The sequence below is a fragment of the Intestinibacter sp. genome (genome assembly GCF_034113885.1).
Lineage (GTDB): Bacteria > Bacillota > Clostridia > Peptostreptococcales > Peptostreptococcaceae > Intestinibacter.
Genome location: NZ_JAXEWM010000022.1, coordinates 1 through 12,560, shown reverse-complemented (window position 1 = coordinate 12,560; position 12,560 = coordinate 1). Strand labels below are relative to the sequence as shown.

Genomic DNA, 12,560 nt, shown 5'->3' with positions numbered 1-12,560 from the left:
AATATTTAATAAGTACTATCATCAAATTAAGATATAGACTGAAATACAGCTATAATCTAAGTATGATTTTATCAATTGAAAAAATGGAATTCCAAGGTTATTATTTCCGTATTATGTTTAAAATTTGATTAAAATTTCGGAAATTATTTGTATTATATGGAGGAGATAAAATATGTTAGATAAAAAAGTAGTACAAATTTTAGAAAAAGCATATGCAAAAGTAGCACTTACAAAAGAGGATTGTATATATCTTTTAAAATTAGATAGAAATTCAACTGAAGCAAATATAGTGCGTGCAGCTGCAAATGATCTTATAAGAAAAAGAACTAACAATTCAGCAGCTATATTTGGTCAAATTGGAGTAGAGGCTTTTCCTTGTGAAGCTGATTGCTCATTCTGTTCATTTGGAAAGAGCCACACATCATTTAGTCCTATAAGAGTAAAAAGAGATACTATTGCGCAAAAAATCCATGATTTTTGCAAGGGTGGAGATTTATATGGTCTTTATATGATGACTATGCATACATATGATTTAGACTTCTTTTTAGATGTCGTTAAAATTGCAAAAGAAAATGTTATAGGCGGTACAAAGCTTTTCTCAAATGTAGGAGATACTAGCTATGAAGCATTTGTACAGATGAAAGCCGCTGGTATTGATGGAGTTTATCACGTTTGCAGATTAGGAGAAGGCGAATATACTAAATTATCTCCTAAGGATAGATTTAAAACTATGGAAAATGCTAAAGCAGCAGGTTTAGATTTACTAGATTGTGTAGAACCTATTGGTACTGAGCATACAGCTGAAGAATTAGTAGATCGTATATTCTTATCTTTAGAAATGGAATGTATTCAAACTGGTTGTATGAAGAGAGTAGCAGTTCCAGGAACTCCGCTTGCTAAATATGGACAAATAAGTGATTTTGAACTAGGTTACATACTAGCTGTTCAATCTTTGGCAATTATGCAAGCTAAGGCATTTCCAGTAATAGGGGTACATGAGCCAAATGAAATAGGTTATGTATCAGGTGGAAATATGATTTGTGCTGAAACAGGTATAAATCCTCGTGATACAGAGGCAGATACAGCTGCTAATAGAGGACTTGATGTGGATGCGTGTAGAAGAATCTTATTTGAATCAGGATTTGAAAGATTATATAAAGGTGATGGAACAACAGTAGAGCTTAATGAAAAATATATTAAAGAATGTTTTGAAAAATAAACATTAATATGGAAGATTTTTTGATTTAATAATGAATAATTTCCTTTTTTGTAATCTGTGTGACTTTGTAAGATTATTTACAAAATCACACAGATTTAAATTTTTAAGAAACTTTCATTTTTATATTACAATTCCTTATCCTTAATAAAAACAGGATCTTTCTTACAAGTATTCAAAAACATACCCAAGCAAGCAATTGCAGCAACAATCTCAGAAACAGGTAACGTAATCCAAATACCAGTCAAACCAATACTCTTATAAAAAATCATACAAACAGGAATAATTATCACGCATTGTCTAAGCAGAGAAATAACCAAGCTATAAGTACCCTTTCCGATAGATTCGTACATAGCAGATATAATCAAAGAAAATGCAGAGAATAAAAATCCTAGGCTGATTATACGAAGCGTTTGAACTCCTAGATTCATCATATTTTCTGAAGCACTAAACATCGACATCAGCTGTCTAGGCATAAACATAAATAGTAGGAAACCTATAAGCATTATAGTAAAGGATACCATAAGGCTTATTTTCAATGCTTCGAAAATTCTATCTCTATTTTTCGCACCGTAGTTGTATCCTATTATAGGTCTCATACCTTGAACAAGCCCATTTACAGGCATTGCGATAAATGTCTGCAATCTATAGTAGATACCGTAGACAGATACAGCTGTATTTGAGAATTTTACTAAAACAAAGTTGAGCACAATTGTAAGTAATGATGAAATAGAAATCATTAAAGCTGAAGGAATTCCAACTGCGTAAATTTCCTTTATAATATGAAACTCAAATTTAAATCGTTTTAAGTCCATCTTCAGCATACTATCTGATTTAATGAAAAATACTAACAATATTAAAAACGATATCATTTGTCCGATTATAGTAGCTATAGCCGCACCTGTAACTCCTAGTCTAGGAACGCCGAACCAACCAAATATGAAAATTGGATCTAGTATGATATTTGCAATCGCACCAATTGCCTGTGATATAGTCGGCATTAGCGTGTTACCAGTAGCTTGGAATATTTTTTCGAAGGTAATTTGGAAAAACAACCCAAATGAAAGCAATACTACTATATAAGTGTAGTTACATCCAAGTGTAAAGATTTCCTCAGAATCAGTAAATGCTCGGAAAAACGGCTGTATAAATAGCAAGCCTAAAACTATAAATAATAAAGAATGAATAAATGACAATATCATAGAATGTGTCACGGTGTTATTTGCTTCATCGATATTGTTTGCGCCGAGGCTTCTAGAGATATAAGAGTTCATACCTATGCCGACACCTACAGATACTGCAAGTAGACAGTACTGAATTGGAGCCGCTAGCGATACTGCTGTCAGTGCATTTTCACCTAATTTAGCGACAAATATACTGTCTATTATGTTGTACATCGATTGCACAAACATCGATATTATAGGTGGACATCCCATCGTGAATATCAATGAAGAAATAGATTTAGTCCCCATAGGATTTTGTTTAGCTTCTTCCATTTTTTTGACCTCCTTTAATTAATAAATATTATAAAAAAAGGCTATATATTAGCTCGTTTTTGTTCAGAAACGAGAAAATATATAGCCTTTTAGTAGTATCTACTAGTTAGCAATTAAATTATATCATATAATAGAGGTAGTAATCAATCAAACAATAATTTAAAATAGTAAATAGAGAAAAGTTATTTTGTAATTTGTTAAACAGGATTTATGCCAATCTATTGACATAAAAATGTAAAAATGATAACCTACTAACAGAATAAAAATAGCTTTTAATTTTAGTCCGGTGAGGCTGAAAAAGGAGGATAAGAAATGTTAAAATCAAGAAATTTGGTCCAACCAGAAGACTTTTCAATTAAAGAAATAGATGAAGTACTAGATTTAGCTCAAAAGATTATGGCTAATCCTGGGAAATATTCAGAAGTTTGCAGAGGTAAACTTCTTGCTACATTATTTTATGAACCATCAACTAGAACTAGACTTAGCTTTGAATCAGCTATGAAAAGATTAGGTGGAGAAGTTGTCGGTTTCTCAGATCCAGGTTCATCATCAGTTTCAAAGGGAGAATCATTAGCAGACACTATAAGAATAGTATCTGGATATGTTGATATAATCGTTATGAGACACCCTATCGCAGGTTCAGCAGCTGAGGCTACAAAGTACACACAAGTACCTTTTATAAATGCTGGAGATGGTGGAAATCAACATCCAACTCAAACTCTAACAGATTTACTTACAATAAAAACTTTAACAGGAAGATTAGATAACCATGTAGTAGGCTTATGTGGTGACTTAAAATACGGAAGAACTGTGCATTCATTAGTTAAAGCTATGAACAGATACAACGATAGTAAATTCGTATTTATAGCTCCAGAACAATTAAGAATGCCTGGATATGTAAAACAAAATCTTAAAAAACATATTTACTATGAAACTGCAAGCTTAGACGATGCAATACCAACTCTAGACATTTTATATATGACTAGAATACAAAAAGAAAGATTTGCAGATTTAGATGAATATGAAGAATTAAAGGGATGCTATATATTAGATAAAGAAAAAATGAGCAAAGCACCAGAAAACATGTTAGTAATGCATCCATTACCAAGAGTAAACGAAATCACTACTGATGTAGATGATGACAAGAGAGCAGTATACTTCGAACAAGCTAAGTTTGGAATGTACGTAAGAATGGCTTTAATAATGAAACTTTTAGGAGTAGACGTAGAGGAGTAGGATAATGTACAAAATAATAGAAAATAAATATATAGGTGAAGATATGTACCAAATGAAGGTACAAGGAAAATTTGAAGGAAAAATGGGTCAATTCTATATGCTTAGAGCATGGGATACATATCCAACACTTTCAAGACCTATAAGTATTCATGATATAGATGAAGAAGGTATAACTTTCTTATATAAAGTAGTCGGGGAAGGAACTAAGATATTCAGTAAATTAGTTGCTGGAGACGAAATAAAATTAGAAGGACCTTATGGCAACGGATACCAAAAAGTAGAAGGTAAGGTTGCGTTAGTAGGCGGAGGAATAGGTGTAGCACCTTTGTATTTAGTTGCAAAGAATATACCTAATTGTGATGCTTACTTAGGATTCAGAAATGAACCTATCTTAGTAGATAAATATGAAGCTGTTTGTAATAATGTAACAACAACTGTAGGAAACACTTTTGTTACAGATGCTATAGATACAGCAGAATATGACTATATACTAACTTGTGGTCCAACACCTATGATGAAGGTTTTAATGGACAAGGTTAATAAAACAAACGCTGAAAAGGGAACTAACACAAGAGTGATGGTTTCATTAGAAAATAGAATGGCTTGTGGTATGGGTGCATGCTTAGTATGTACTTGCAAAACTACAGGTGGAAATAAGAAAACTTGTAAAGACGGTCCAGTATTCTGGGGAGAGGATGTGATTTTTTAATGGCAGATATGAGTGTAAAATTTAAAGATTTGACTTTCAAAAATCCAGTAATAATGGCATCTGGTACCTTTGGATTTGGTAGAGAATACAATGAAGTTTACGATATATCAAAATTAGGTGGAGTAAGTAGCAAAGGACTTACATTAAATTCTAAACCAGGAAATGAAGGCATAAGAGTTTGGGAAACTCCATCAGGAATGATAAACAGTGTAGGACTTGAAAACCCAGGGGTACAAGGTTTCATAGATCATGAGCTTCCTTTCTTCAAGGATTTAGATCTAGTTAGAATAGCTAACGTAGGTGGAGGATGCATAGACGATTATGTAACAGGAGTAGAGCTTCTAAACGACAAAGAAATAGACATAATCGAATTAAATATTTCTTGCCCTAACGTAAAGGCTGGAGGTATGGCATTTGGAATCAAAAGTGAAGTAGCTAGAGAAGTAGTAAGAGATGTAAGAGCAATTTGCAAGAAACCTCTAGTAATCAAGCTTTCACCAAATGCAGAAGACGTAGTAGCTATGGCAAAGGTTTGTGAAGAAGAAGGAGCAGACGGTGTATCTCTAGTAAATACATTCCAAGCTCTTGCAATAGATATAAAAAACAGAAAACCTGTTTTCAAAAATGTATACGCAGGTTTATCAGGACCAGCTATAAAGCCTATAGCACTTAGAATGGTTCACCAAGTATGCAAAAACGTGGAAATCCCAGTATTCGGTATGGGCGGAATCACAAAAGCTGAAGATGCAATTGAATTCATCATGGCAGGTGCTACATGCATACAAGTAGGAACAGCTAATTTCATGAATCCTAGAGCGGGACTTGAAATTGTTGATGGAATAGAAGCCTTCATGGAAAGAGAAGGCATAAAATCTTTGGATGAAATCAGAGGCATAATCTAGTAAAAGAAATTAAAAATAAATTAATATAAATATATTATAAATTGAAATTAATGGAGGAATTTAGCGATGAGTAAAGTAGACGTAGTAGATATATTAAAGAAAAGCGATGCATTATTAGAAGGACATTTCCTATTATCTTCAGGAAAACACAGTAACAGATATGTACAATGTGCAAAAGTTTTAAGATACCCAGAATACGCAGCACAAGTATTAAGCACAGTAGTTGACCAAATAAAAGACTTAGACATAGACTTAATAGTTGGACCAGCTATGGGTGGTGTAATAGTTTCTTATGAATTAGGAAGACAATTAAACAAAGAAGCTGTTTTCACTGAAAGAAAAGACGGCGTAATGCAACTTAGAAGAGGATTCGAAGTTAAACCAGGAGCTAAAATAATAATATCAGAAGACGTTGTTACAACTGGTAAATCAACTTTAGAAACTAAAAAAGCATTAGAAGAATTAGGTGGAGAAGTTATAGGTGTTGCTTGCATAGCAGACAGAACTAGTGCTCCAATAGGAATGCCAATATACAGCGCTATAAAATTAGATATACAAGTTTATGACGCTGACGAATGTCCTTTATGTAAAGAAGGAAAGATAGAATTAGTTAAACCAGGTAGTAGAGAATTTAAAGAAATAGGAATGTAATTAAAGATTAAAATTATATAAATAAAATCACTCCCAACTATATTGGGAGTGATTTATTATATAAAGAAAGTAGTGGCAACTTGAAACGTTGCTTCTAATAATTATAGTGCATTTTTATGAATTGCATACATGGTAATTTTAACCAATTTAATTATTGTATTAAATTACCATGTATTTTTAATTTTTTCTTATGAGAGATATTTAGAGATACTTAGAAAAGATACGTTTTAATTGTTAGTATTTATTATAAAAGTTAAAAGTAGGGCTATAGCAAAATATATAGCTCTACTTTTAGTTTTAATCTAAATTTAATCTCCAATTTCCATTAATTGAATATGTATATGGAGAAATTGTAAATTTAACTCCTTTTGGTTTATCTCTACCGGTATAATTATGATCATTTTGATCTTGCAAATCTACTATTATACTTGACTTAGATTCGCTATTTGCATAGCTTTGAGAAATACTAGAATAATACGTATCAATAAATGGAAGTAAAAAGAAAGGATATCCTAAATCTAAATCTAGAATTTTAAAATTGGAATTTTTATTATTTGGATATTCAATTTCAATTATATAGCTATCTAGACCATCGATGTTATTTCTTTCTACTTTGTTTATAATTACATTATGATTTTCTTTTGTTAGTAAGTTATTTTTATTCTCTATGTCTACTTTTTTGTTTAATTCCAAGCTTTGACCAAATTTTAGTTTTGGAAGAGAGATTTTAACTCTGCTATTGTTTTCATTTATAACACTAATTTCATTTATTTCTAATGTGAATGGTTTTTTCATTCCTGTAGTATCGAATTTGAATATATTGTTTTTCATATCGTCTTCAACATATTCGCCTTCTATTTTATTTTCATTTGAATCTACTAAAAATATATTGCTACCTTTATTGTCGTATATATCTCTACCAAATGAGTCAACTTCAAAATTGAAATTTTGTAAAGTTGGAACAGCTATGAGTTCTGCATATAATTGATTGTTTTTTTCTTCTTTAGTAATAGCACTTATAGTTATGTTGTTTTCAGTATCTTTAGGAATATTTTCGTTGTATTCTTCTACTGATTTTGCTTTTTCTAATTCTAAATCAAATTCTAATTTTTTAGTTTTTTTATCGCTATCCATTAAAGTTACAATCAACTTAAATTTATTGTTTTCTTCAGAATAAAAAGTAGAACCTATACAACCAGAAATATTTGAAAGAGTATCATATTCTTTGTCATGATTTGTAATATTTTTACCATTAGCTATAATATCCATTTTAATATATTTAAATCCTGAAATATTACTTATAGTGTAGTCAATATTTATATCACTAGGTGGTTCATAGCCTCCATATATATAACTGATAAATTTTCCTAGAGGATGTAACAATCCATCATAAAAATCTTCATATGATTCATCTTCAGTTACAGTAGCATTTATAATTTTTATTTCGCCACCATTTATTTCTTTTACGATAGGTTCTTTTAGTATGTAAATAGGTTTTTTGCTTTCTAAAATATTTCCACTGTTGTCATCGTATTTATAATAAAAATTGTTCACAAAAGCAAGTGTTATAGGAGTACCTATCAGCAAAATCAAAGCTATCGTAGCTATGAATTTAATTACAGCTTTCTTTTTATACTTTCGGATATTTTTAATTCCTATTTTCTCATGAGTTTTCTTTTTTATATTATCTATATCAACGACCAGCTCATTTAGCTCATCATCGTCAATTAGCTCATCGAAGTCCAATTTTAATAATTCTGTCTCATCAAGTCCATCTATTAAATTATGAGTATATTTATCTTTCATAGTTTAAGCTCTCCTTTCTAAAAAGTCTTTTATTATGAGTCTGCATCTATACAATCTATTTTCTATAGATGAACTAGTTACCCCGAATTTTTGAGCTATTTCGTCTATTTTGTAGTACATGAAGTACTTATGATAGAAATAGGTTTTGTCCGGCTCTTTGAAGTTTTTTATTACTCCGATGATTTCTTGGCTGGTTTCTTTGTCTAAAACCTCATGCTCTGGTAATTTGTTGTTGGAAATATTATCGTCGATCTCTGAGCTTGCGAGGTGATTTTTCTCGAGTTTTCTTTTGTAGTCGAGTGCTAGGTATTTTGCTTTTATGAATATAAAGGAGCTGAAGCTACCTCGTGCTTCGTCGAATTCGTCTATATCCTCCCATACCTTAAAAAACACATCGCTCACACATTCCTCGACCTCCTCTTTTCCGTAGTAGCCGATTATTTTGTTGACTAAAAAATATACCTTTTTGCTGTATGTTTTTATCATATAATCGAGACCTTTGGGATCTTTTTTTCGAATTTTTTTGATCATTTTCTTTTCCATAGTATTCTCCTGCCATATTTTCTACTCTATTTAGTATATACTACGTAAAAATTAGATTGAATCTCTCAAAAAATATTTAAATTGATTATTGGGTTAAATTACCAGGTATTTTTAAGTTTTTAATATTAGAAAAGATGCTATAATAAGTAGCGGAGAATTACAATCTATAGAGTGGTAGCTTCATGTCAAAGTAACTTTACCGTGAAAGGGGGTGAAATGATATGGAGAATTTTTTATTTAGTATATTATCTCAAGTAGTAGCAACTGGAATATGTTGTGCTATTAGACATATCTACATAAAAGTAAAAAACCACTCAAATGGCCGTGAGAGTGGTTTAGACAAATAATGTTTAATTCATTTTTTAGAAGCTACTACTCTAGTACCAATAGAATTGTAGTTCTCTTTTTTATATTATACTCTATTTTTATATTTATATTCAAGTAATTTAATTTTCGAAAATATATAGGGTAAAAACCATAAAATAAGATTAAAATATAAGTATACAAATTTATTTTAGAGAGGGAAGTGCGATGAAAAGATACAATAGAATATTTGTTATAGTAATAGATTCTCTAGGAATAGGAGAGGATGATACTTCTAAAAAATACGGAGACATCTCAGTAGATACTCTAGGACATATTGCAGATTCAGTAGATTCTTTGAAAATACCGAATTTGCAGAGATTAGGATTGGCGAATTTGCATCCTATAAAACACGTAGATAAAATCGACAAGCCTCTAGGCTACCAAATGAAGCTAAAGGAATCCAGCGTCGGCAAGGATACGATGACAGGTCACTGGGAGATGATGGGACTTTATATAACTACACCTTTTAAGACCTTCACAGATACAGGATTTCCACAAGAATTACTGGATGAATTATCTGAAAAGACAGGCCACGGTATCGTCGGAAATAAGAGTGCCAGCGGTACAGTAATATTAGACGAGCTAGGCGAGCATCAAATGAAAACAGGAGACATGATAGTTTACACTTCAGCAGATTCTGTTTTACAAATATGCGGTCATGAGGAAACTTTCGGATTAGACGAGCTTTATAGATGCTGTGAAATAGCTAGAGAGCTGACTCTTAGAGATGAGTACAAGGTAGGTAGAGTCATAGCTAGACCTTATATCGGAGAAGGCAAGGGTCATTTTGTCAGAACAAGCAACAGACACGACTATGCATTAAAGCCATATGGAAGAACAGTTTTAAACGTACTAAAGGACAATGGATACGATGTTATATCAGTTGGAAAAATAAACGATATATTTGACGGAGAAGGTATAACTGAATCTAACAAGTCTAAGTCTTCTGTTCATGGAATGGAGCAAACATTAGAAATAATGGATAGAGATTTCAAGGGATTATGCTTTGTGAACTTGGTGGATTTTGATGCACTTTGGGGTCACAGAAGAAATCCAGCTGGATACGCTGAGGAGCTTGAAAAGTTCGATGTGAATCTAGGTAAAGTTATAGAAAAATTATCACAAGATGATTTACTTATAATAACTGCAGACCACGGTAACGATCCAACTTATACTGGAACTGACCATACTCGCGAATATGTTCCATTTTTAGCTTATTCACCGGCTATGAGTGGTAGTGGGGTCCTAGGAGAAAAACAATCATTTGCGACAATCGGTGCGACTGTTGCAGATAATTTCAACCTAGAAATGCCAGAAAATACCATAGGTAAATCTGTATTAAATGAGTTAATATAGTTTATAAATATATAATAGAAGTGAGGAAACTAAAATGGATATATCGATATTATTAAAACACGTTGATCATACATTATTAAAGCCGACAGCTACATGGGAGGATATCCAAAAGATATGTGATGAAGCAATACACTACAAGACAGCATCAGTTTGCATCCCAGCATGCTACATATCACGCATTAAGGAAAAATACGGTGACAGTGTAAATATATGTACAGTAGTAGGATTTCCTCTAGGATATTCGACTACAGAGGCTAAGGTTCTAGAAGCCAAACAGGCTATAGAAAACGGAGCAAATGAAATCGACATGGTAATCAACATATCAGACGTCAAAAATGGAGATTACGACAAAGTCACAGCAGAAATCAAAGAACTAAAACAAGCTGTAGGAGACAAAATACTAAAGGTTATAATAGAAACATGCTACTTAACTGAAGTAGAAAAAATAGCTATGTGTAAATCAGTAACAGAAGCAAATGCCGATTATATAAAGACATCTACAGGCTTTGGTACAGCTGGTGCGACTATAGAGGACATAAGACTATTTAAACAACACATAGGACCAAATGTAAAAATAAAAGCAGCCGGTGGAGTTAAAAGTATATCAGACCTAGATATGTTTATAAGCGAGGGCTGTGATAGAATAGGAACTAGCTCAGCTATTAAATTAATTCAAGGAAAGCAGGCACAAGGATATTAAAATAAAGGGGAAATAGTTATGCGTTTTGTAGATATAATACACAAAAAAAGATACAAAGAAGAACTGACTGATGAAGAAATTCAATTTTTCATAGACGGGGTTGTAGATGGATCTATTCCTGATTATCAAATAAGCTCATTATTAATGGCTATAGTACTAAATGGCATGAATGAGAGAGAAACTTCATATCTTGCCAAGGCTATGATGCATAGTGGAGATGTTTTGGATTTATCTTCTATAGAAGGCATCAAGGCAGACAAACACTCAACAGGTGGCGTAGGTGACAAAACATCTATGGCTCTAGGACCAATGGTGGCAGCATGTGGACTAAAGGTCGCTAAAATGTCAGGTCGCGGTCTAGGGCACACTGGGGGAACTTTAGACAAATTAGAATCTATAGAGGGCTTAAATTGTTTTTTAACTGAGAAACAGTTCAAAAAACAAGTTCAAGAAATAGGAATTTCCATCATAGGACAAACAGGAGACTTAGTTCCAGCAGATAAGAAGTTATACGCACTAAGAGATGTAACAGGAACAGTTGAATCAATTCCACTAATAGCATCCTCAATAATGTCTAAGAAATTGGCGTGTGGCTCAGACACTATTTTACTAGATGTAAAATATGGAGAAGGCGCATTTATGCACACTATAGAAGATGCAACAAAGCTTGCCGAAGCTATGATATCTATAGGTAACAGCCTAGGCAGAAATACTATGGCTATGATAACAGACATGAACCAACCTTTAGGAAATACTATAGGTAATGCACTAGAAATAAGAGAAGCTATAGACACATTAAAAGGATATGGACCAAAGGATTTCACAGAGCTTTGTATGCAAGCAGCTGAGATAATGCTTATACAAGGTAAAGTTGCAAAGGATAAAGAAGAAGCAAGAGCAATGCTAGAAGAAGCAATATCTTCTGGAAAGGCATTTGAAAAATTCAAGCAAATGGTAAAAGCCCAAGGTGGAAATGTAGCAATGATAGACGATCCATCACTGCTTCCACAATCTAAATACAAAACAGAAATAAAAAGCAGACAATCAGGCAATGTAAAACTCCTTCACTCTGAAAAATTAGGAGTATTGGCTATGCAGCTTGGGGCAGGTAGAGCAACTAAAGATGAAGATGTAAACCATGCTGTAGGATTAGAGCTTAACTGCAAACGAGGAAATAAGGTAAATGTAGGCGATATTATATGTTACGTTTATCATGATGAGGACTTGAAGCAGGAATGGATAGATGAGCTGTACAATGCTTTTGAATTTACTGATGAAGATGTTGAAAACAGACCACTTATAGAAAAAATATTATCTTAAAAAATACTACAAAATTTATAATTAAAAAAAGGCGAACTAAAAATTAAAGTGGACCCTTTGTCAAGGACACTATAAAAAGCTCGTCTTTTTTTATTTATGTTATAAATTAGAATAAAATTTTTTTATTTTGAATTTTTGTAATTTTATACTATTAAAGAGGGTATAATTAAAAAAGGCACTTAAAAACAAAAAAATTAGTAAATCACAAAATACATATAAAAATGATTAATAAAATGAGGAGAATAAAAATGAAAGTAAC

The 12,560-nt window shown here is 32.2% G+C and carries 12 protein-coding genes; 9 read left to right on the top strand and 3 right to left on the bottom strand.

The genetic code is table 11. From position 1 onward, the window contains the following. Window positions 1-172: 172 nt before the first annotated feature. Window positions 173-1,219, top strand: coding sequence for a hypothetical protein (locus SPD90_RS01230; protein ID WP_320924074.1), 1,047 nt, complete (start codon window positions 173-175; stop codon window positions 1,217-1,219). Between the two features lie 125 nt (window positions 1,220-1,344). Here the strand turns inward: SPD90_RS01230 and SPD90_RS01225 are convergent, their stop codons facing one another. Then, entirely contained in the window at window positions 1,345-2,712 is a 1,368-nt protein-coding gene (locus tag SPD90_RS01225; protein ID WP_320924073.1) for an MATE family efflux transporter, read from the bottom strand. Window positions 2,713-3,024: 312 nt separating this feature from the next. On the opposite strand from SPD90_RS01225, the gene pyrB reads away from it, so the two are divergent. The 4 genes from pyrB (at window position 3,025) to pyrE (ending at window position 6,210) form a co-directional block, all read left to right on the top strand. Then, entirely contained in the window at window positions 3,025-3,948 is a 924-nt protein-coding gene (gene pyrB, locus SPD90_RS01220) for an aspartate carbamoyltransferase (RefSeq protein WP_320924072.1), read from the top strand. Window positions 3,949-3,952: 4 nt separating this feature from the next. Continuing rightward, window positions 3,953-4,657, top strand: a complete 705-nt coding sequence (locus SPD90_RS01215; protein WP_320625924.1) for a dihydroorotate dehydrogenase electron transfer subunit — start codon at window positions 3,953-3,955, stop codon at window positions 4,655-4,657. After that, window positions 4,657-5,559, top strand: coding sequence for a dihydroorotate dehydrogenase (locus tag SPD90_RS01210; RefSeq protein WP_320924071.1), 903 nt, complete (start codon window positions 4,657-4,659; stop codon window positions 5,557-5,559). The genes SPD90_RS01215 and SPD90_RS01210 overlap by 1 nt, the downstream gene beginning before the upstream one ends. Window positions 5,560-5,625: 66 nt before the next feature. Continuing rightward, on the top strand, window positions 5,626-6,210 hold the full coding sequence (gene pyrE, locus SPD90_RS01205; RefSeq protein ID WP_290692822.1) for an orotate phosphoribosyltransferase: 585 nt from the start codon (window positions 5,626-5,628) through the stop codon (window positions 6,208-6,210). Window positions 6,211-6,507: 297 nt separating this feature from the next. Here pyrE and SPD90_RS01200 read toward each other — a convergent pair whose 3' ends face one another. Both SPD90_RS01200 and SPD90_RS01195 read right to left on the bottom strand, forming a co-directional pair. After that, the gene (locus tag SPD90_RS01200; protein ID WP_320924070.1) at window positions 6,508-8,016 is read right to left on the bottom strand and encodes a hypothetical protein; all 1,509 of its coding nucleotides are present in this window, start codon (window positions 8,014-8,016) and stop codon (window positions 6,508-6,510) included. 3 nt (window positions 8,017-8,019) lie between these two features. Then, on the bottom strand, window positions 8,020-8,559 hold the full coding sequence (locus SPD90_RS01195) for a sigma-70 family RNA polymerase sigma factor (RefSeq protein ID WP_320924069.1): 540 nt from the start codon (window positions 8,557-8,559) through the stop codon (window positions 8,020-8,022). 221 nt (window positions 8,560-8,780) lie between these two features. On the opposite strand from SPD90_RS01195, the gene SPD90_RS01190 reads away from it, so the two are divergent. From SPD90_RS01190 to SPD90_RS01175, 4 genes are all read left to right on the top strand, one after another. After that, window positions 8,781-8,906, top strand: coding sequence for a hypothetical protein (locus SPD90_RS01190; protein WP_320627324.1), 126 nt, complete (start codon window positions 8,781-8,783; stop codon window positions 8,904-8,906). A 184-nt stretch (window positions 8,907-9,090) separates the two neighbouring features. Beyond that, window positions 9,091-10,281: a phosphopentomutase gene (deoB, locus tag SPD90_RS01185; RefSeq protein WP_320627323.1), complete on the top strand. Its 1,191-nt coding sequence runs from the start codon at window positions 9,091-9,093 to the stop codon at window positions 10,279-10,281. A 34-nt stretch (window positions 10,282-10,315) separates the two neighbouring features. Continuing rightward, the gene (gene deoC, locus SPD90_RS01180) at window positions 10,316-10,981 is read left to right on the top strand and encodes a deoxyribose-phosphate aldolase (protein ID WP_320924068.1); all 666 of its coding nucleotides are present in this window, start codon (window positions 10,316-10,318) and stop codon (window positions 10,979-10,981) included. An 18-nt stretch (window positions 10,982-10,999) separates the two neighbouring features. Next, entirely contained in the window at window positions 11,000-12,301 is a 1,302-nt protein-coding gene (locus SPD90_RS01175) for a pyrimidine-nucleoside phosphorylase (RefSeq protein ID WP_320924067.1), read from the top strand. Window positions 12,302-12,560: the final 259 nt, after the last annotated feature.

Bases quoted from the DNA above. Each gene is read 5' to 3' on its own strand.
- SPD90_RS01230 (WP_320924074.1), top strand. From the start codon at position 173: ATGTTAGATAAAAAAGTAGTACAAATTTTAGAAAAAGCATATGCAAAA.
- SPD90_RS01225 (WP_320924073.1), bottom strand. From the start codon at position 2,712: ATGGAAGAAGCTAAACAAAATCCTATGGGGACTAAATCTATTTCTTCA.
- pyrB (WP_320924072.1), top strand. From the start codon at position 3,025: ATGTTAAAATCAAGAAATTTGGTCCAACCAGAAGACTTTTCAATTAAA.
- SPD90_RS01215 (WP_320625924.1), top strand. From the start codon at position 3,953: ATGTACAAAATAATAGAAAATAAATATATAGGTGAAGATATGTACCAA.
- SPD90_RS01210 (WP_320924071.1), top strand. From the start codon at position 4,657: ATGGCAGATATGAGTGTAAAATTTAAAGATTTGACTTTCAAAAATCCA.
- pyrE (WP_290692822.1), top strand. From the start codon at position 5,626: ATGAGTAAAGTAGACGTAGTAGATATATTAAAGAAAAGCGATGCATTA.
- SPD90_RS01200 (WP_320924070.1), bottom strand. From the start codon at position 8,016: ATGAAAGATAAATATACTCATAATTTAATAGATGGACTTGATGAGACA.
- SPD90_RS01195 (WP_320924069.1), bottom strand. From the start codon at position 8,559: ATGGAAAAGAAAATGATCAAAAAAATTCGAAAAAAAGATCCCAAAGGT.
- SPD90_RS01190 (WP_320627324.1), top strand. From the start codon at position 8,781: ATGGAGAATTTTTTATTTAGTATATTATCTCAAGTAGTAGCAACTGGA.
- deoB (WP_320627323.1), top strand. From the start codon at position 9,091: ATGAAAAGATACAATAGAATATTTGTTATAGTAATAGATTCTCTAGGA.
- deoC (WP_320924068.1), top strand. From the start codon at position 10,316: ATGGATATATCGATATTATTAAAACACGTTGATCATACATTATTAAAG.
- SPD90_RS01175 (WP_320924067.1), top strand. From the start codon at position 11,000: ATGCGTTTTGTAGATATAATACACAAAAAAAGATACAAAGAAGAACTG.